The sequence below is a fragment of the Microbacterium sp. ZW T5_45 genome, from assembly GCF_044987415.1.
GTDB lineage: Bacteria > Actinomycetota > Actinomycetes > Actinomycetales > Microbacteriaceae > Microbacterium.
In genome coordinates, this window is the sequence record NZ_JBJDRJ010000013.1 from 34,490 (window position 1) to 52,965 (window position 18,476).

The window sequence follows — 18,476 nt, forward strand, 5'->3', positions numbered from 1 at the left end:
CGTGCGAGAGCTGAAGCCTCCCCGACGCTGCAGACGGCAGCCGCACCGCTCCCGGCTCACGCTGCTCTGCGGCTCTCGGAGCGCTTGACCCCGAGAGCCGCTGCACATGTTCACGTCTGTGGAGAGCGGGGTCCGAGTCCGCGCCGCGGCACCAGCCCGTTCTGGCCGAAGACGGCAGCAGCGAAGCGGGAACCCATCTCCGCGTACAGCTCCGTGTCGGGGTGCAGGCTGTCGGGCAGCACGTACCGCTCCTGATCGTCCGGGCCGAAGAGCTGCAGACCGTCGAGGTACGTGATTCGCTCGCCGGCCTCCGCGCGAACGCGCACGACCTCGGCGAGCTGTCGTCGCGACTCCGTCATGGTGAGCGCGCCACGGGTCACATCCGCGGGATCGCCAGCCGTGTAGCAGCGCACGCGACCATCTTCGAGGAACTCCACATCCGAGGGACCCGGCGCGTCTTCGCTGCCCGGCCAGAGGATCGACGATGCCAACACGATCGGTGTGTCAGGGTGCCCTGCGCGCACCCGATCGAGGAAACCGTGCATCGCCGGCGTGAACGTCCGCCGATCGAACGATCGCGCTCCGACGATGTTCACGCCGACCTTCAGCGAGATGACACTCGCCGGCGTCGCGGCGATCGCGTCGGCGACGAACGGGTCGAGCATGCACTGGCCGCCAAAGCCCAGGTTGATCAGCGACAGATCGCTTGCGCGCGCCGCGATCACCGGCCAGGTGCCCGTCGGCGACGGTGTTTCGACACAGTGGCTGATCGAGCTGCCATGGTGGATCCAGACCGGCGCATCCGATGGAGCCGCCGGGACGATCGGTGCGTCTGCGGTGAGATCCTGCAGGTCGACGATCATCCCCTGGGGCAGCCACACGGTCACAGCCTGCTCATGCCCGCCTTTCAGGGCGACGTCCAGTGTTGCGGGCGCGGTCACCGTCGACGACGTCGCGCCGTCGCCCGTCCACGAGAGTCGGCGGATATCGGTGACAGGACCGCGCACCGTGTGGATCGCAGTGCCGTCGACCTCCACCACCAGGTCGTTGACCGGTCCGGCGAGTTCGTCGAAGAACAACTGCGTGCACCGCAGCGTCAGCGACAGTCGGGTCGCCGCCGTGGTGAACCGCACCCGTACACCGCTGGCGTTCGCGGTGATCGCGCGGAGGATCTCGCCGTGGGGCGGAAAGTGCGACCAGGTGCTGCGCGGCAGTCGGAGCGGGCGGATGCCGTGGGCGTCGTCGACGTCGAGGTGCCCCTCGAGGAGCACGGTCTCGTCGCCGATGCGGATGACCTCACCGGAAGTGGGGGAAGCGGAGGTCGGGGGAGTGATCACGGGATGATCCTCTCTGCGTGTGATCGGATGAAGGAGACGGTGCGCGCGAAGAGTTCATCGCGCTGCGGGAGCTGCGCCCAGCCGTGGTCGGCGCCGTCGACGATGACCACCTCGGCGCGTTCGCCGAAGACATGGGCATCCGCATAGCGTTCGGCGTAGCTCACCGGGACGAAGTCATCCGTGCCGTGCAGGAGCAAGGCCGGCCCGAGATACCCTGCCGCGCGCTCGTATGGGTCGAAGGCGAGTGCATCGTCCCGCATCGCCGGCCCCATGCGCATGCCGAGGAAGTCGAAGTACCCGGCAGGACCGTCCAAGGCTGCGAGAGAACGCCCCTGGATCTGGCCCGAGCGGATGTCGTCGACGAACACCGCCGCCGTCGACCACATGGTCAGTGAGCGGATGCCGGTGTCCTCTGCGGCCACAGCCGCGGCGATCACGGAGCCGAGGCTCATGCCGACGAGTGAGATGTTCGCGGCGTCCACGTGAGGACTCTCACGCAGCGCGGCGAGTACCGCGGCGGTGTCGGCGATGTCCCCGGACGCGGTGGTGTCGTAGAACTCGCCATCGCTCTCGCCATGCCCCGCCCGATCGAACGCGAGCACACCGAGACCGGCGGCGACCAGCGCGCGGGCGAGCTGGACGAAGACCCCGGTGGTCTCCACCCGCGACCCGCCGAACCCGTGCAGGAGCACGACGGTCGGCAGCGCCGTGGGCACGTCGTCCGCAGGATCTGGCAGGTAATGCGTGCCGCGGAGCCGCAGATCGCGGGCGAGAGTCTCGAAGTTCAGAAGTCGCATGTGCAGAACTCTCCTCGGTGGGTGGGGCGGCTCAGGACGCGACTGTCGACGAGCGGGATTCGACAGCGGCGGCATCCGGGAGCGTCTCGGAATCGACGTCGAACGCGTTCGTCACCCCGCGGCGGAATCCGATCCATCCGATGAGGAAGCCCGCGGCCGCGACGATCGAGACCCCGACGTACACGCCGGACGGGTTGAGTGCGAGAAGCGCCGGTGTGACGACGTTGAACCCGGCGGTGGCGAAGCGTGCGACCGCGTACACCGTGCCCTGCGCGGTGGAGCGGAGCATGGTGGGGAACGACTCCTGCGTCCACACCTTCATGATCGTCTCGAAGCAGAACGCGCCGGCGAAGGTCGACACCACGACCGAGATGATGAGGGCCGGCAGTGTGAACCCGAAGAAGACCGGCACGAGGTTCGCCGCGACGACGGCGATCGATCCGGCGACGAAGTACGACATCCGCCAGGGCGTGTCGGCGACGGCCATGAACCACACGGCGCCGAGGATCGCGGCGGGCATGGCGAGCAGCGTCCAGGTCTGATACTCGTTGACGGGGATGGCCGCGACGTTCACCGCGACGAATGTGCCGAAGCTGCCCGCGACGCTGATCGCGATCGACGCGAGTGTGTAGTAGACGAGCAAGGTCGCGAACGGCCGACGGTACGGCATGCGGCCGAAGTCGCGGATGCTGCCCCGCTCGGCGCGAACGGTCTGCACACCAGCGCGGTGTTCGGCGCGGGCGGCGAGCCAGGACGCCGACTCGGGGATCGTCAGCCGCAGAGCGAGCACGATGAGGCCGACGCCGCCGAAAGCGGCGAACATGATCCGGCCACCCGCCGCGCCGAGCGAGCCGAAGAAGATGCCGATGAGCACGGCGAGCAGGATGCCGAATCCGCCGAGGAGGTTCGAGAAGACCAGGATCTTGCCGCGGTTGCGATCACTCGCGGCCTCGGAGATCGACGCGAGCGCGGCGGGCAGGTCGGCCCCGACGCCGAGTCCGATCAGCGCGATACCGGGAAGCAGGGCGCCGAGCGACAATCCGAGGAACGGCGTGAGGGAGCCCAACACGATCAGCGTCATCGTGACGAGGAAGACCCGGCGGCGACCGAAGCGGTCGGCCAGTCGGCCGCCGACGAGCGATCCTACGGCGACGCCCGCCGTGAGCACGCCCGTGAGCAGACCCACCTGGTCGGGTGTGAGTCCGGCGACACCGGCGGTGGACGACTGGAACAGCACGAGGGCGACGGCGATGCCGGTGGTGGCAGCGGCATCGACGAAGGTCGCCATCCCGCACACGAACCCCACCCACCAGGGGTTCGGGGCCGTCCGAATGGACGAAGCGCTCATGGTCATACTCCTTTGTATTCGGGTGAAGAAAGGTGCGGCCGAGCAGTGACGATTCGGGACCGTTGCGCCGCCGATGATTAAGCTATACGGATTTAGCACCGGAAGGCAAGGGCAACTTCTCTCGTCTTTCGCGCGAGAGGAACTCCGCTGCGAAAAGAAGGGTCGCCGTCTCAGCCGTCGTCGCGCTCGCGCCCCTCAGGCGTGCGGTCCGGCCACGGAGCCGCCTGAGCCGACCGGCATGTCGAGCAGATCGTGACGCGGACTCGCGTCAGGCTCGAGCAGCAGATCCGCCGCGCGTCGACCGATCTCCGCCTGGGGGAGCCGCAGCGAGACCAGCTGCGGATCCGTGGCCTCTGCGAGCAGGCTTCCGTCGAACGATACGAGCGAGACATCCTGGGGCACACGGAGTCCGGCCCCCTGCAGGGTCTGGAAGACTCCCACGCCCACGGCATCGTTCACACAGATGATCGCCCTCGGGACCGTGCCGCTCGCGAGCAGACGAGCGGCGGCCGCCCTTCCGTCGTGCACGGTCCAGTCGTCGTCGACAGCCACTGTCCCGGCGAGCGATGCGCCCGCCGACGCGAGTTCCTCGCGGACGCCCTCGAGCCTGCGGGGCAGAGCGAGTGGATCCCATTCGTGCCAGGCCGCGCCGCCCGTGCGCCCCGGCGCCAGCACGCCGATGAACCAGATGCCGTCCTCGTGGCCGGCGTCCAGCAGGAGCCTGGCGGCCGCGGCCCCGGCCGCGCGCTCATCCGGCACCACGGAACTGATCGTGGGGTCGGCGGCCTCGCAGTTCATCAGTACCAGGGGTGTGTCCCGAAGCGAGGCCGGCGGAGTCACCCGGCGCGTGAACATCGAGGCATAGAGGATGCCGTCGATGTCGCGCGCGAGGAGATCGTCGAGAACGCGGCGCTCGGTCTCGGCATCGCCCTGAGTGTCGACCGTGAGCAGAAGGAGGTCCGCTTCATGCAGCCTCTCCAGTGCGCCGCGCACCATCGAGTTCGCGAATGAGGTGGAACTGACGAAATCGGACACCAGCGCGACCGTGCCGGAGCGGCCGGTGCGCAGGGTTCGGGCCGTCACGTTGGCGCGATAGCCGAGATCGTCGGCCGCCTGGCGCACGCGAGCCATCGTCTCCTCGGAGAGGCGCTGATCCAGACGGCCGTTGAGCGCGAAGGATGCGGCGGCACGGGAGACTCCCGCTCGCTCCGCGACTTCGGTCAAGGTCACGCGACGACCGGGCCTGTCGGTCATCGCCATCGCACGAGCTCCCGTGCCTCGCCGACCCGAAGTTCGTTCACGCAGTTCACAGTCTCGGCACCTTTCGGAGACATCGATGCACAGGAGGGCAGGATGCGAGCTCACCTCGAACGATGCGTCTTCGCTGGGGCCAGCCTACTCACCTGCGCGTCGCGTCATCGCCGTTGCGGTTCCCTCCAGTAGGTCTGCACGCGCACGCCACCGTTGAGTTCGACGAGCGAGCGGGGACGATAGCCGAGCCTCTCGTAGCGCGCATCGTTCGCAGGATTCGAGGACTCCAGATAGGTGGGGACGCCCTCCTCGTCGTAGCGCGCGAGCGCCGCGCGGAGCAACGCCATGCCGTGGCCACCGCCGCGCGCCTCCGGCGCCACCCCGAGCAGGGTCAGATAGGCGTGGGGTTCGCTCGGCCGGGCGTCGGCGAACTGTGCCCCGGCCTTCTCCAGCGCGGTCGCCGCATCGGGGGAGAGCAACTCGCCGATCATCGCCCCGTATGCGGGCAGTGCCTTCTCGGAGATCTCGTCCGCACCGGGCGGGTACCAGATGGAGACCGCGCGGAGAGGTCCGCCTCCGACTCTCGACGAGGGATCGGCCTCGCGGGCAAGAGCACCGTCCAGGACTCGGGACTCGGAGAAGCGCAGCGCTTCTCCGACCATGAATCGCCAGTATGCGCCAGCGACGCGCGGGCGTGTCGCTGCGTCGGGAAAGGCGGGTCCCCAGACCGGATCCTCGAAGAAGGCCGACGTGAGGATTCGCGTGATCTCGTCGACGTCGTCGAGAGTCGCCGGGCGCGTCCCGGGGGAGGGTGTGTCGTTTCTCATAGCATCCTGTCCATGCAGCACTCAGTGTGCCGCAAGATCTGCCGAGGTGCGAAGCAGATCGATGAGCGCACCGCCGTGGGTCAGTTGCGGGTGGTGTCCGGCATCCGGGATGGTGACGAGTTCGATGTTCGGGCGCGAGGTCAGCGTCGGGATCAGGTCGGGGGCGAGTGGGTCGTCGCTGCCAGCGATGATCCGGATCGGGCCATTGAAGCGCCTCAGCGCTTCACGGAGTTCGCCACGCCACTGCGCCGATCCGGCACGCGTGAGATGCTCGGCCACAGACCCGGCCGTGCGCCGCCGGAGGTCGCTGACGCTGGATTCGATAGCGGCGGCGTTCGCCTCCGATCCGGTCAAGCGGCGCGATAGACGTGTCGGGTCGGTGTGTCGTAGATAAGTGCGCACGAACGGCCGCAGCAGGGCTGACGATCCCGCCTGAGCCTGCAGGAAGAACGGGGCGATCAGCGTGAGCGACGCGACTTTCGCGGGGCGCCTGTCGGCCGCGACGACGGCGGCGGCTGCGCCGATGGAGTGCCCGATGAGGTCGACGGGCCCGTCGCTCAGCAGGGCGGCGAGCCACTCGTCCCAGTCCGGAATCCCCGACCCTCCGGTCATGCCGAGACCCGGCAGATCGACGGCTCGTGCGCCGATGCCGGACGCCACATCGCTCCACGTGTCGGCATTGACCGGTAGTCCGGGAAGGATGATCCGGCGGGACCCGGGAGCGCCGAGTTCGAACGTCCGCACCCCGCCGACGTCGACGAAACGACGGTCGAGGGCCATGGCTGCGCCGAATCGATGCGCCGCCAGGTAGTCAGCCCAGCGCTCAAGCGACACCAGAACGTCGGGAGTCCGGATGCCGTGTCTTTCGGCGAGTTCGACAGCGGACTCCGTCGGATAGCGGTCGGAGGACATGAAGGTGAGCGTCTCGGGATCAGCCCTGGTGATCCACCGTGGGAGGCGCTGAATGAGGCCGACCGGGAGCCTCAGCCGGGGAACCTTCGCTCCGAGGTGGACGCCGACATGCGTGAGGAGATCGGCCAACGGCGGTGTGGCATCATCGAGGATCCAGTAGGCCCTGTTCACGGCATCCGGGTCCGCCGCCGCCGCCGTCATGAACGCCGCCAGATGGTCCACCGTGACGACCGGGAGGAACGTCGTCTCGTCTCCCGGCAGCGCGGCCGCCGTGCCGTTCCAGATCTGCTCGATCGTCGCGGGGAGTCCGATCAGCTGGTCGGATTCTCCGGTCGCGCTGTCGCCGATCACGCTGGACGGGTTGACGATGGTCCAGGGGATTCCGCGCTCGAGCGTCAGAGCCTGGAAGATCGCGTCGGATTCCACCTTCGACGCTTCGTAGGCGCCGAGCTCCTTGTATGTCGCGGCGCGATGGTCGTCCGACCAAGGAACGGTAGCGGGGTCCTGTCCGCCGACGCGATAGCCCGACACGTGGACGATGCGCTGCAGGCGGGGGAGGCGTTCGGCGAACGCCACGACCTTCTCGACGATCCCGACGTTCGCGGCGCGCGCCTCATCCGCGGTCATCCCGAACCGATACGTCCCGGCGCAGTTGTGTATCTCTGTGATGAACGGAAACGCCGAGGGGCCACCGGCGATGATCTCCGCCGTGTCGAAATCGACGATCGTCGTGCGGATGCTGCGGCTCAGGCCGTGCTCCGCGAGCCAGCGCTCGACGCGGGCTCCTGAATCCTCGGTGCGCACCGCCGCAGTGACGTCCGCCCCCGAGGCGGCGAGGGCCAGGATGAGGTGGCGACCGACCAGGCCGGACGCGCCGAAGACCAGGGCGCGGCAACCGCCCTCGTGCGAGGTCATCGCGTCGCCCCCGCGGCTCCGATGCGCTGGTCGATGAGGTCCGCGACCACGTCGGCGGCCGCGAGCAGCGGCTGCGTGTCCTGCATGGCGCGAGAGACGATCACGGCCCCCTCGATCATCGAGACGATGACGGTCGCGAGAGAGCGGGCTTCTGGGTTCTCGAGACCACCGGTCTCGAGAAGGGCGGCGGTCGGCGCGATCCACGACTCGAACGCCGTCGCGCACGCCTGACGCAGGCGCTCGCTCTCCGCTCCCATCTCCAGGGTCACCACGGAGACCGGGCACCCCAGCCGGAAGTCGCTCTCGCCCACGATCGTCGCGAGGGCCTCGATCGCGAGACGGGCTGCCCCGGCCGCGCTTCCTGAGGAGGACGCAGCCTCGGCGATCAGCGACTGGAACTGCGCCGCCGCGAGGTCGACCGCCGCGACGCCGAGACCTTCCTTGCCATCGGGGAAGTGGAAGTAGAACGACCCCTTCGGGGCGCCGGCATGGTCGATCACGGCGTTCACGCCGGTGCCGCTGTAGCCGCTGGTCTGGATGAGTTCGAGCATCGACTCTGCGAGCCGCGCCTTGGTGAGGTCTCCTTTGGATGCCATGGATTAAAAATAGACCGGTCTACATAGTTTTGCAATCTGCGAGCAACCTCGGCCGGATAGGGTGCTGCCCATGCGACTGACCAATGTCACGCACCTCCGCCTCCCGTTCGGCCGGCTCTGGGGGTATGACGTCAGCGCGTCCGCGCCAGGGCGACGCCTGGCGGTCTCGTTCGACCAGCGGATCCATGTCGGGGCCGGTCATCGACCCGGTTCCTGGATGGCGTTGTCCTTCCGGCTGCCTGCGGAGACCCGACGTGAGTCCATCGCCGATGCGTGGCTCGCCGTCATCGCGCGCCATGGCACACTGCGATCGGCGTTCACACCGGGTGCGGGCGGGGATCCGGTGCTCCAGGAGATCCGGATCGGACCGGGAAGCTGGGTCGAGCACGAGGTGGCTCCGGGGCAGGCGATCAACGACGCGCTGCGGGACATCCTCGATGAGACGTGCTCGCCGTACCGGCATCCGTCGCACCGGCTGTGCGTGCTGGAGACCGCCGCCGACCTCACGGTCGTGATCGCGGCGGACCATGCGCACGTCGACATGTGGTCGATGCTGGTGATCGCGCGGGATCTGCTGGCTGCACTCGACGAGGGGCTGGCGACAGAACGATGGATGCCGGTTCCGGCGTTCGTCGAACACACGCAGGCGTTGCGCGATCGCGATCCCGCGCCGGACCACGTGCGTCAGCGATGGACGGACATCATCGAGGAGAGCGGTGGGGTGATGCCGCGGTTCCCGTTGTCGCTGGGTGCACCCGAACCGCATCGGGAACGGGTGGAGGTGCGCGATGTCTTCGACGTCGACGACGCCGCGGCGTTCGCCGTACAGGCTCGGGACGACGGCGTGTCCACGCTCGCGCGTGCCGTGGTGGCGATGACCGCGGTGACCCGCGAGTTGGCGGATGCTCCGCTCCGAGCCGTCTTTCCCGTGCACAGCCGCTTCGACAGCACCTGGCATGACTCGGTCGGGTGGTTCATCACCAACTCGGTCCTCGAGTCCGGGGTCGCCGAGCCGCAGGCCGCGGCCGCCGCGGTGAAGGAGGCCGTGCAGCTCGGCGCGTGGCCACTCGCCGACGTGCTCGCTCCGTGGGGCGGCATGCCCGTGGCCCCCGGAATGTTCGCGATCTCGTGGCTGGACCTGCGCAGGCTGCCCGTGCGCATCGACTCCGTCGGGCTCGATGCCCAATACGTCAGCGCGGCGACCGACACGGACGGAGTCATGCTGTGGTTCATCCTGAACGAGTCGGGACTGCACCTGAGATGTCGGTATCCCGACACGTCTGAGGCGCGCACCAACGTGGGTGGGTGGCTCGACCGACTCGTCACGAGATTGCAGGCGGACGCGCGATCATCCGTGCGCGGGCGGCTCGACGTCGCGGGCAGGAGCTTCCGGCTCGAGCGTGCGAGTCGCGACGACATCGAGGCCATCGCCGCGCTGCTGTTCGACGACGACTTTGGTCCGGATCGCGAAAGCGTCGAACTGGAACGATACGAGACGGCCTTCGGCGCGATCGCTCGCGACGGGTCCCACTATCTCGGGGTCGTGCGGGACGACGCCGACCGGATCGTGGCGACCATGCAGTTGACCGTGATCCCCGGCCTCTCCCGCGGCGGATCCACCCGACTGCAGATCGAGGGGCTGCGGGTCGCGCGCGCCGAACGCTCTCAGGGACTGGGCGCGGCGATGCTCGAGTGGGCGCATGAGTTCGGCCGTGCACGGGGAGCCCGACTGGCGCAGGTCGCGACCGACGAGACGCGGGATCGGAGTCGCGCCTTCTATACGAGGCTCGGATACGAGACTGCGCACGTCGGGCTGAAGAGGCAGCTGTGAGCGGCGTACGCTGTGCGTGTTGCTGCTGACCGAAGGATTCGCGATGTCTGACCACCACACGCACATACCCGCCCCGGACGAGCCTTCCGTCCCGGAACTCGAACTCGACGAGAACATCGCGCCGAGGCCGGAGGACGAGATCGCCGACCTCGCGCGCGCGAGGCCCGATCTCGAGGACCACAGCGGCCATTCCGAGTGAAGACCGCTCGTCACTTCGATCGGTGACGGCGCGGCGCGACGTCCGAGCAGAAGCGTCGTCGCGAAGATCCCCGTGGCGGATCGCCTCGGCTAGGATCCCGGTGTGGCCAGGGGGCGAGGGGAAGAGGGCGCAGGGTGATCAGCTATCGAGACGTTCCCGATCTCGACGAGGCCACACGCGCCGAAGTGGATGACCTCCTCGAGCGGAGCAGAGTGATCGCTCAGATGCCGCCGGATCGCGCACAGATCGCCGCGTGGGAGCAGCTCGCGGCGGACTGCGACCGCATCGGGTTCCCCCACCTCACCACGACTGCCCGGTTGAGTCAGTATCACCTCCTCAGCCGAGGCGGCGAGACAGCGGAAGCCATCGCCGCGTTCGTGAGGCTGATGCAGCTGGTTCGACGACACAGCGATCTCATCGATCCTCGGAAGACGGAGATCGTTCTCGGAGAGATCTCCATGGCGGTGCTGGATGCGTTGGATGACCCCGCTGTACCGCTCGAGCGTGTAGAGAAGATGATCGATCTGGTCGATCAAGAAGTGCGCCAGCAGGGAGTCGATCGCGCCGGCGTGCACATCGCTCGCGCGGCCCTAAATTGTTCGCGAGGCGACGCCAGTGCGACGAGGCAATGGTTGGAGCGCTATCGCGCCGAGGGCAGCGAAGGCTGGCGTCCGGACGACCCCTCCGTGCTGCAGATCGACGTCCCGCTTCTCGCACGCTTCGACCCGGCTGCGGCCGATGAGCTGCTGATGCGCGGCGCGTACGCGAACGGCCTCGATCCGGAGCAGCCTGGCGCCGACGCGACCGATCGCCTCATCCCGCTCTGCGTTCTGCACGCATTCCTGCAGCGGAGGCAGCAACGACATGGTGATGCCGATCGGATCGCAGATCTTCTCTTGGCCTCGCGCCCGGTCACGGAACTCATGAGGCAGGCTCCGCCGGAGCAGCTGGTCCCGGTGTTGGAGAACCACCCTGGCGCAGCCCTGGTGGTCGTGGACCACGCGCTGGAGAACCTGACCTTCGATGGAACCAAGTGGGAGCTGCTCGCAGCGCTGGCGCGCGAACGGATGCTCGCGGATCCCGATGGAGCAGAGGGACGACTGATCCGGATGCTCGCGGAGGAGGCGGCTGCGGCACACGACGCTCGCGGCTCCACCGACGTTCACTCGCGTGAACTGAGCGACTTCTGGTGGGCGGGAATGCCGGACGCGCAGTCGACCGCCGCTCCTGCATCCATAGGCGCCGAGCAGTGGAACGACCCTGATAGTCGCGCTGACCTCGTCCTTGCGGCGGGGTGGCTGGAGCGGGCGGGGTGGGTATCCGCCTTCGACGCGCCGTACGCTCTGAGGGCGCGATATCAGCGGCTGCTCGAAAGCAGCATGGAACTCGCGTCGGCTGCGGACGCTGCCGAGGCCGCTGCGCTCGCTGCACGCCTCAGCGCCGAGGGGGATCGGCTGCACTGCGCGGCCACTCACGTGAACGTTCCCCTGTTCCTGGCAGCGAATGCCGCCGAGCGCGGAGACATCGAGGGACTGGTCACGGGTCTCCGCCGAGCGCAGTCGCGTGTCATGGAGGTTCACGAGAGCCTGCCGGGCTTCGTCTCGCAGGGGCTTGAAGCGATCTTCATGGTCGCTGTGCAGATCGCGGTCGCCGAGCCCGGCATCAGCTGGCGGCAGATCGAAGAGCTGATCGATGCCGAGCACCGCATTCTGAGTCAGACAGGGCTGACCTCAAGGACCAGTCTGCAGATCGCGGGCCTGGAGATCGCTGCTCATCGGGGGAACGAAGACGAGGTCCGTGAACGCGCGGAAGCCGTTCTCGACGCGATGCGGGGCGAGAGCGAGCAGCTCGATGCCGTCGACATCCTGCTCACCGTCGTGCGCCTGACGGCCGAGACCGCCTCGGACATCGCCGAGTACCTGGCTTCGCACGCGGCATCTGCGGGCGACGAGATCCAGGCGCGTGCGGCCGCCGCATGGTTGTACTGGTTCGCGCATGGCCGCGGAGAGGACGGCGCAGTCGCGGAGATGCGTCGCGTGATTGAATCGGTCGCGGGCGAGGTCGAGGCCCTGGGCCCGGTACCCGGATGGGTGGTGTTGGACGTGCTCCGCTCGGCATGCGGCGTCGACCTGGTTCCGCTCGTCGACGCGTTGCTGAGCGAGGCCGAACCACTTTCCGCCGACAGCCTCGGCCTTCTGGAATCCGTCGGCGAGGTGCTGCGCGAACACTCGCCCGGCGATCGTCGCGGGGTCGAGTTCCGGGAGCGGGTCGACGCCATCGTCCGAGGACTCGACGGGCGCAACGGCGACACCCGTTGGAACGCGTGGCTGGCCGAGCGCAGGGCGGCCCGACCGTGACCGGGGCGGATGCCGAGATCTTCCGGGTCGACCTCAGAGGCATCGTCGGAATCCTGTCTCATCACCTCTACTCCAGTCCCCGGGTCTATCTGCGGGAACTGCTGCAGAATGCCCGAGACGCGGTGGTCGCAGCTCAGGAGTTTTCCCCCTCGCCCACCGCGGCGATCGAGATCCTGGTCGACACGGCGTCCGCGACCCTCACGGTGCGAGACCACGGGATCGGGTTGACCGAGCGGGAAATGCGCGAGGTGCTCGCCACCATCGGTGCATCCAGCAAACGGGAGCACATCGAAGCGACTCGTAGGCGGTTCCTTGGCCAGTTCGGCATCGGGCTGCTCTCGTGCTTCCTGATCGCAGATCGGATAGAGGTGCGATCACGCAGTGCCCGCACAGCGGATGCCCCGACTCTGATCTGGCAGGGACACTCCGATGGTAGCTTCACCATCGCGCCTGCGGCAGAGCCGCTGGACAGCTCGGGCACTGAGGTCCGGGTGCAGGCCCGTCCCGACGATCGGGACTGGGTGCATGCTGACCGGGTCCGGCTGCTGGCCCGGCGCTTCGCGGAGCTGCTGAACGTGCCGATCACGATCCGCTCCGATGGTGCGCCGGCCGAACTGGTCAGTTGCCGCACTCCGCCCTGGAGGCTGGACCCGACGGAGGCTGAGGCCTGGTGCCGTCAGGAGTTCGGCTTCTATCCGTTGGCCGTGCTGCCGATCGGTATCGCCGTGGCAGGCGTGAGCGGCGTGGCTTACATCGCCGACTCTCCTGGTCGGGTCGGCAACCGTAGAGGGGATTCGGTCTGGTCCCAAGGGATGTTCGTCGCCGAGGACAACACCCAGCTCGCCCCCGACTGGGCCTACTTCGTGCGCCTGGCCATCGAGACCGGGGATCTGCCCCTGACCGCATCCCGTGAATCAATCCAGGAGGCATCGGCCCTCCCCGCGGTCCGAGAGCAAGTCGGCCAGCAGATCCGATCCGGCATCGAGGCGTTCGCCCTCCGGGATCCCGAGGGATTCGCGCAGTTCATGCAGATCCACGTCAAGGGTCTGCTGGCGATGGCTGTCAGCGATCACGGAATGCTGGACTTGGTCGTCCGGCATCTGCTGTGGGAGACGAACCAGGGTCGGATGACTCTGGCCGATGCGCTGCACTCGTACAGCGGTGTGCGATACGCAGTCACAGAGTCCGACTTCGACACCTTCCGGGCCGTGCTATCGGCGCAGGGGGAACTGCTGATCAACGGCTCCTATGTCTACGGGCAAGAGATCCTCAGCATGTTGTCCCGCGAGAGGGGGAGGACGGGGCGGCTAGGACGGTTCGACCCGGATGTCTTCCTCGCGCAGCTGCCGGAACCCGCCTCCAACGAGATGACCGCCGTGCTCCGACGCCGAGCGACGCCGATCTTCGACGAGCTGGGCGTCGAGCTCGTGCTGCGCGCTTTCGAGCCGACGAGCGCTTCCGTCCTCTACCTGAAGGGGCAGGCGGATGCCCTTGCGGATACCGATCCTGATCCCTGGGCCGAGTTCATGGACGATCAGGGCGAGGCACCGCAACGCCCGCGCACCGTGCTGAACATGAACAGTGACATCGCACACACCCTGGGATCGATCAGGGATCCCGATCTGCTGGGCGACGCGCTGGTCGCCGTGCACACCATCGGCATGCTGACGGCACGAGAGCATCTCGATGAGGATCAGAGTCGACGGCTCGATCAGTCCCTGCGCGCGCTGGTCACGGCGGTTGCCCACCGTACCTGAGTTCGACCTCGGAGACTGGCCCTGGACATGACTGCTCGGGCGCCGTCAGCGTCGCGCGACGGACACCGTGACCGGCATGCCACCGCGCGCAGAAGTGGGCAGGGCGTCGAGAGCATCCTGAAGCGGGGCGATGTCGGCGTCGGATGCCACGGAGAACTCGGCCCGCGACGCATCGGTCCATACGTAGCGGATGAGTCCTCGCGACTCGTCGTCGAGGGCTGCGAGCATCGTGCGCACGTCATCGCCGGTTCCACCGAGGCCCAGGAGCACCAGAGGGCTCTCGAATGCGATCGGCGTCTCGAACACGGCATCCGTCTCGCGCATCGCGTTCTGCGCGGACGGCACGTCCGCCTCGTCTCCGACGGCGAGGATGACGCGCGTGTCGTCGGCGCGCACGCCGGTGACGACGGATGCTGCCGAGACGATGGTCCATGCGATCTCCGCATCGTCCAGCCAGCGACCGGGCACGCCGCTGATCCTCACGGCGGTGCCCGAATCGTTCACTGTCACATGCACACCCGTCGGCGAGCCGATCGTCGCGACCCGCTCGGACGACGAGCGCGTCATGGCGAACGCCGCGGCGATGTCGGCGTTGATGACGACGGAGACGCCGGTGATCTCATCTTGCTCGGAGGTCGTGAATTCCACGGATTCGACGCCGTCGCCGCCTGCGATATCCGCTGCCGCGTCGAGGATGCCGGTGTTCATGCCATCGTCGCCGAAGACGGGCACGGTCACGTTCTCGGATGACACGGTCACGAGCACCGGTTCGTCCGGATGCTGACGGATGAAAGCAGACAGTCGCGTCACGAGGTCTGCGAACGACGGGCTGTCGAGGCCGTCCGTGGCAGTGAGGGTGGCCCGGACTCCCTCGGTGAACGGCATGTTGTCGGCGGTGGTGAGTTCGAGCTCCGCGATCGCCGAGTCACTGCGGAACTCCCGCGCGAAGTCGCCTCGGGCGCCGGACGAGACGCAGCCGGTGAGGGCGAGAACACCCGCGAGGAACCATGCCGCACCGGAACGCCGTCTTCGTCGTCGTGCCGATGTCATGCGCTCAGCCTAGAGTGCTGTCGTACGCGTTCGAGCTGGGCATACGGCCCGCGACCATCGGCGGACTCGCTGAGGCGGCGAGTCACGCGGCGCTGAGCGGACCGCGACAGGGGGGAGTCCACCATGGCACGATCATCAGCCGAGAAGGCCTGGGACGCGGCGTTTCGCGCGGCCGCCCGCACTCACGGACTGCGTTGGATATCTGGGAGAGCATGCCTGCTTGACGACCTCTACATCAGCATGCTCGGCGTCGGCGTCTCTCACCCGCCGCGGCGGAAGGACGTTCTTCGCGTGGGCTGGTCTGTCAAAGTCAAGCCGCTGGCCGTGGACCCCATTCTGTGGGCGGCGTTCCTGCCAGAGACGGAGTACACGGAGCGCGTCGCCGTGAATCGTCGAGTCAACGGGTACGGGGTGCGTCCGGTCACGCTGCGAAGAGGAGAGATCGAGGTCGCATCGGATGCGATCCCGGACGTGGACGAGTTCTTCGACATCTTCTCGACGTTGTGCACGGAGTTCGTATCCACGCATCCTGCGCTCACGGATTTCGTCGAGGTCGCCGCGGACGAGTTGGACCGACGATGGTCCGGAGAGGCGGTGATCCGGTTGATCACCGCGCTCATGAGCGTGGGCCGCGCGGACGAGGCGCACGCTCTTGCTGCGGATGCGGTGGCACGTCGTGAGCACGGCGGAGCCATCAGTACGGCCACGGTGATGGAGTTCCTGGCCGCGTATACGGCAGGTCCTGAGACGTATGCTGCGTTCACCGAGAGCCTTCGTGCCACCCATCGGCTGAATCTGGTGGGAGATGCGAAGGGCAGCGGCGGGTCCAGCACGCTGGCGCGTGACCATCACGATGGTCGTTTCGATCGCCGCCTCGGCGAACTGGATGGCTCGGATCATTGGGCGGTCGTGCTCGACGCGCTTCCGAGGGACACGGAACCTGCTCCCGAGAACCTCACCTATATCCAGGCGGCGGGGTCGGCCGAGGCGATGTCCATCGAGCTGTGCGTTCCCGCAGCGCTGGACTCGGAGATCGTGTCCGTGCGCAGCGTGGTCGGGCATGCCATGCACGGCACCACCCCCCGAACCCGTCCGCATCGATTTCTCGGAACTGTCCGTCACGGTCGGTGCGCACGAGGTGTTCGCCGCCGACGAGGCAGCGGTGTTGTTCGACTCGTTCTACCGCACCGGTCGGATCCCGGAGGAGTACGTGCTCCGCCCGGATGCCGGGTACACCTCGGCGGGCGACGAGGTGACGCTCGACCCCGACGTCGAGCCGTGGAAGGACTTCGTCGCGCCGACGCACTGACCGCCTCTCGTTCACTCTCCCGGTGTCCGTGCCCGGTGCGATGATGGGCGCATGCCAGAGTCGCCGGAGGTTCAGGTGCTCGTCGAGTTCCTCGACGAGCGGACGCACGACCGCGTGATCGCGGAGGTCGACATCGCAGAGTTCCGCATCGTCAAGACGCGCGATCGGCCGCCGAGCTCCCTGATCGGCGCGCGCATCGACGGAGTACGTCGCTTCGGCAAACATCTCGGCGTCGAAACCGACGGTGGATGGCTGATGATCGGATTCGGTCGAAACGGGTGGATCCGCTGGCATTCGCCAGGAGAGTCTCCGGATGACGAGGCCGTTCCCGAGGTCGCAAGGGTCACGCTCGACGACGGAGCAGTCATGCAGATCGTCGACACCGGATCCTTTCTGGCGGTCACGGCTGCTGTCGTCGACTCACCCACCGACGCGGCGGGGATCTCCGCGCTCGGTCCCGATCCACTCGATCCCGGCTTCGTCCGCGACGACGTCGACCGGGCCCTCGGCACTCGCCGGAAGCAGATCAAGGCGCTCCTGCAGGAACAGGCATCGTTCGCTGGGATCGGCAACGCCTACTCCGACGAGATCCTTCACCGTGCACGATTGTCGCCGACCGTTCACGCTTCGGTGCTCGATGATGCAGCCAGGGAACGCCTGTTCCTGTCCATCGTCGACGTCATGCGGGGTGCGGTCGAACAGCGTCGCGGTCTGCCGCCTTCTCAACTCAAGGAGGCGAAGGTGCGCGCCATGATCGTGCACGGCCGCGGGGGAGAACCGTGCCCGGTATGCGGCACGACGATCGTCGATCTGCCGTCTGGGGGAGCATCCGCCCAGTTCTGCCCGCACTGCCAGGCGCCGCCGGCCTGAGAAGCGAGCTCTGACGCGGAGGTGTGATCGGAGTGAACACCGCGTGATGGCAGCCGGTTCAGGAGGCCCTTCCCCGACAACGGCTACGCTGGATGAGGCTTTCGACCAGACCGAACCGCGCGAGGAGACCGACGCAGATGACCGACACTCAGACCTTCGAACCCGACGGCCGCGCGATCCTCTTCGGCGATGAGGGAGAGGGGCCGGTCAAGCTCGTGCTCATCCAGGAGGCCGGCTTCACGGCTGACGTGCTGAGCGTCGTGTCGCACTACCTGGCCGAGGAAGCGGGCTTCCACGTGCTGCGCATCGGACACCGCGCCGGCGATGCGACCCTCGATGAGCGCGTGCAGGACGCGATCGACATCATCGATGCCGCGGGTCTCGAGGACGCCTGGATCGGTGGTCACGGCTTCGGCGGAACGATCGCGCGGGCACTCGTCGCCGCGCACCCCGAACGCGCCAACGGCCTGCTGCTGCTGGGCGTCGAAGACGTCGACATCCCCGTCGCCCCGGCGATCCCCGTGCTGATCGTGCAGGGAACCGACGACACCGTCACCCCGGCCGCCAACGCCGAGCGCCTCCAGGCCACGGTGCCCGACCGCTCGAGCATCAAGACCATCGCGGGCGACCACCTCTTCCCGGTGCACCACCCGATCGACACCGGCTTCATCATCGAGGAGTACCTCGACTGGGACTGACGTCCGACAGAGGGGCCGGGGCCTAACGCCCCTGGCGCTTCTTGTAGGGCTTCGGCTGGCCCTTGACGATCGGGGCACGTCCCTTGCCCTTCGAGGCCTTCGCCTTGCCGCCGGCTCGGACGACCTGTTTCGCCTCCGGTTCGGGCGCGGCAGCGATACGTACGCGAGCCTCCTCCAGCAGCAGCATCCCGGCGGGGGTCACCCGCGTGTTCGCACCCCGGGTGATCAGCGGATGGCCGACCTCCTCCTCCAGTTTCTCGATGGAGGTGTACAGCGACGCGAGCGGGATTCCCAGAGCATCCGCCGCCCGAGGGAAGTGGAGAGCGTCGGCGACGGCCACGAAGCGCCGCAGCTGAGTGATGTTCACGGGGAGAGTCCTTCCGCGCCGCACGGGCTGCGGACGACTTCCAGCGTACGCGGCC

The 18,476-nt window shown here is 67.9% G+C and carries 17 protein-coding genes; 7 read left to right on the top strand and 10 right to left on the bottom strand.

The features are described from left to right. Positions 1-110: 110 nt before the first annotated feature. The 7 genes from ACI3KS_RS08945 to ACI3KS_RS08975 form a co-directional block, all read right to left on the bottom strand. A complete protein-coding gene (locus ACI3KS_RS08945) occupies positions 111-1,337 on the bottom strand; it encodes a GDSL-type esterase/lipase family protein (RefSeq protein WP_404917365.1) in 1,227 nt (408 codons plus the stop codon). Beyond that, on the bottom strand, positions 1,334-2,134 hold the full coding sequence (locus ACI3KS_RS08950) for an alpha/beta hydrolase (protein WP_404917367.1): 801 nt from the start codon (positions 2,132-2,134) through the stop codon (positions 1,334-1,336). The genes ACI3KS_RS08945 and ACI3KS_RS08950 overlap by 4 nt, the downstream gene beginning before the upstream one ends. A gap of 31 nt (positions 2,135-2,165) precedes the next feature. Continuing rightward, positions 2,166-3,482, bottom strand: coding sequence for an MFS transporter (locus tag ACI3KS_RS08955; RefSeq protein WP_404917369.1), 1,317 nt, complete (start codon positions 3,480-3,482; stop codon positions 2,166-2,168). A gap of 195 nt (positions 3,483-3,677) precedes the next feature. Then, positions 3,678-4,712 carry a LacI family DNA-binding transcriptional regulator gene (locus tag ACI3KS_RS08960; protein ID WP_404917371.1) on the bottom strand — a complete coding sequence of 345 codons (1,035 nt, stop codon included), beginning with the start codon at positions 4,710-4,712 and terminating at the stop codon, positions 3,678-3,680. A gap of 185 nt (positions 4,713-4,897) precedes the next feature. Then, complete coding sequence (locus tag ACI3KS_RS08965) at positions 4,898-5,560, bottom strand: GNAT family N-acetyltransferase (protein WP_404917373.1); 663 nt, start codon at positions 5,558-5,560, stop codon at positions 4,898-4,900. 21 nt (positions 5,561-5,581) lie between these two features. After that, on the bottom strand, positions 5,582-7,387 hold the full coding sequence (locus ACI3KS_RS08970) for an alpha/beta fold hydrolase (protein ID WP_404917375.1): 1,806 nt from the start codon (positions 7,385-7,387) through the stop codon (positions 5,582-5,584). Further along, the gene (locus ACI3KS_RS08975) at positions 7,384-7,983 is read right to left on the bottom strand and encodes a TetR/AcrR family transcriptional regulator (RefSeq protein WP_404917377.1); all 600 of its coding nucleotides are present in this window, start codon (positions 7,981-7,983) and stop codon (positions 7,384-7,386) included. Before ACI3KS_RS08975 ends, ACI3KS_RS08970 begins: the two co-directional genes overlap by 4 nt. Positions 7,984-8,053: 70 nt before the next feature. Between ACI3KS_RS08975 and ACI3KS_RS08980 the strand changes: the two genes are divergently transcribed. The 4 genes from ACI3KS_RS08980 to ACI3KS_RS08995 all read left to right on the top strand — a co-directional run bounded on the left by ACI3KS_RS08980 (position 8,054) and on the right by ACI3KS_RS08995 (position 14,127). Next, positions 8,054-9,814, top strand: a complete 1,761-nt coding sequence (locus ACI3KS_RS08980) for a GNAT family N-acetyltransferase (protein ID WP_404917379.1) — start codon at positions 8,054-8,056, stop codon at positions 9,812-9,814. A gap of 43 nt (positions 9,815-9,857) precedes the next feature. Continuing rightward, positions 9,858-10,013, top strand: a complete 156-nt coding sequence (locus ACI3KS_RS08985; RefSeq protein ID WP_404917381.1) for a hypothetical protein — start codon at positions 9,858-9,860, stop codon at positions 10,011-10,013. Between the two features lie 134 nt (positions 10,014-10,147). Continuing rightward, positions 10,148-12,370, top strand: coding sequence for a hypothetical protein (locus tag ACI3KS_RS08990; RefSeq protein ID WP_404917383.1), 2,223 nt, complete (start codon positions 10,148-10,150; stop codon positions 12,368-12,370). Further along, entirely contained in the window at positions 12,337-14,127 is a 1,791-nt protein-coding gene (locus tag ACI3KS_RS08995; protein WP_404917385.1) for an HSP90 family protein, read from the top strand. The genes ACI3KS_RS08990 and ACI3KS_RS08995 overlap by 34 nt, the downstream gene beginning before the upstream one ends. Positions 14,128-14,172: 45 nt before the next feature. Here the strand turns inward: ACI3KS_RS08995 and ACI3KS_RS09000 are convergent, their stop codons facing one another. Continuing rightward, positions 14,173-15,177: a hypothetical protein gene (locus ACI3KS_RS09000; protein ID WP_404917387.1), complete on the bottom strand. Its 1,005-nt coding sequence runs from the start codon at positions 15,175-15,177 to the stop codon at positions 14,173-14,175. A 135-nt stretch (positions 15,178-15,312) separates the two neighbouring features. Next, on the bottom strand, positions 15,313-16,077 hold the full coding sequence (locus ACI3KS_RS09005; RefSeq protein WP_404917389.1) for a hypothetical protein: 765 nt from the start codon (positions 16,075-16,077) through the stop codon (positions 15,313-15,315). Between the two features lie 160 nt (positions 16,078-16,237). Between ACI3KS_RS09005 and ACI3KS_RS09010 the strand changes: the two genes are divergently transcribed. From ACI3KS_RS09010 to ACI3KS_RS09020, 3 genes are all read left to right on the top strand, one after another. Then, the gene (locus tag ACI3KS_RS09010; protein WP_404917391.1) at positions 16,238-16,486 is read left to right on the top strand and encodes a hypothetical protein; all 249 of its coding nucleotides are present in this window, start codon (positions 16,238-16,240) and stop codon (positions 16,484-16,486) included. 51 nt (positions 16,487-16,537) lie between these two features. Then, positions 16,538-17,356 (top strand): DNA-formamidopyrimidine glycosylase family protein, encoded by an 819-nt coding sequence (locus ACI3KS_RS09015; protein ID WP_404917393.1) that lies wholly within the window; start codon positions 16,538-16,540, stop codon positions 17,354-17,356. A 137-nt stretch (positions 17,357-17,493) separates the two neighbouring features. After that, positions 17,494-18,054: an alpha/beta fold hydrolase gene (locus tag ACI3KS_RS09020; protein ID WP_404917395.1), complete on the top strand. Its 561-nt coding sequence runs from the start codon at positions 17,494-17,496 to the stop codon at positions 18,052-18,054. 22 nt (positions 18,055-18,076) lie between these two features. Here ACI3KS_RS09020 and ACI3KS_RS09025 read toward each other — a convergent pair whose 3' ends face one another. Then, a complete protein-coding gene (locus ACI3KS_RS09025) occupies positions 18,077-18,421 on the bottom strand; it encodes a LysR family transcriptional regulator (RefSeq protein WP_404917397.1) in 345 nt (114 codons plus the stop codon). Between the last annotated feature and the right edge of the window lie 55 nt (positions 18,422-18,476).

Bases quoted from the DNA above. Each gene is read 5' to 3' on its own strand.
- ACI3KS_RS08980 (WP_404917379.1), top strand. From the start codon at position 8,054: ATGCGACTGACCAATGTCACGCACCTCCGCCTCCCGTTCGGCCGGCTC.
- ACI3KS_RS09015 (WP_404917393.1), top strand. From the start codon at position 16,538: ATGCCAGAGTCGCCGGAGGTTCAGGTGCTCGTCGAGTTCCTCGACGAG.
- ACI3KS_RS09005 (WP_404917389.1), bottom strand. From the start codon at position 16,077: ATGATCCGAGCCATCCAGTTCGCCGAGGCGGCGATCGAAACGACCATC.
- ACI3KS_RS08985 (WP_404917381.1), top strand. From the start codon at position 9,858: ATGTCTGACCACCACACGCACATACCCGCCCCGGACGAGCCTTCCGTC.
- ACI3KS_RS08965 (WP_404917373.1), bottom strand. From the start codon at position 5,560: ATGAGAAACGACACACCCTCCCCCGGGACGCGCCCGGCGACTCTCGAC.
- ACI3KS_RS08970 (WP_404917375.1), bottom strand. From the start codon at position 7,387: ATGACCTCGCACGAGGGCGGTTGCCGCGCCCTGGTCTTCGGCGCGTCC.
- ACI3KS_RS09000 (WP_404917387.1), bottom strand. From the start codon at position 15,177: ATGACATCGGCACGACGACGAAGACGGCGTTCCGGTGCGGCATGGTTC.
- ACI3KS_RS09020 (WP_404917395.1), top strand. From the start codon at position 17,494: ATGACCGACACTCAGACCTTCGAACCCGACGGCCGCGCGATCCTCTTC.
- ACI3KS_RS08955 (WP_404917369.1), bottom strand. From the start codon at position 3,482: ATGAGCGCTTCGTCCATTCGGACGGCCCCGAACCCCTGGTGGGTGGGG.
- ACI3KS_RS08975 (WP_404917377.1), bottom strand. From the start codon at position 7,983: ATGGCATCCAAAGGAGACCTCACCAAGGCGCGGCTCGCAGAGTCGATG.
- ACI3KS_RS09010 (WP_404917391.1), top strand. From the start codon at position 16,238: ATGCCATGCACGGCACCACCCCCCGAACCCGTCCGCATCGATTTCTCG.
- ACI3KS_RS08950 (WP_404917367.1), bottom strand. From the start codon at position 2,134: ATGCGACTTCTGAACTTCGAGACTCTCGCCCGCGATCTGCGGCTCCGC.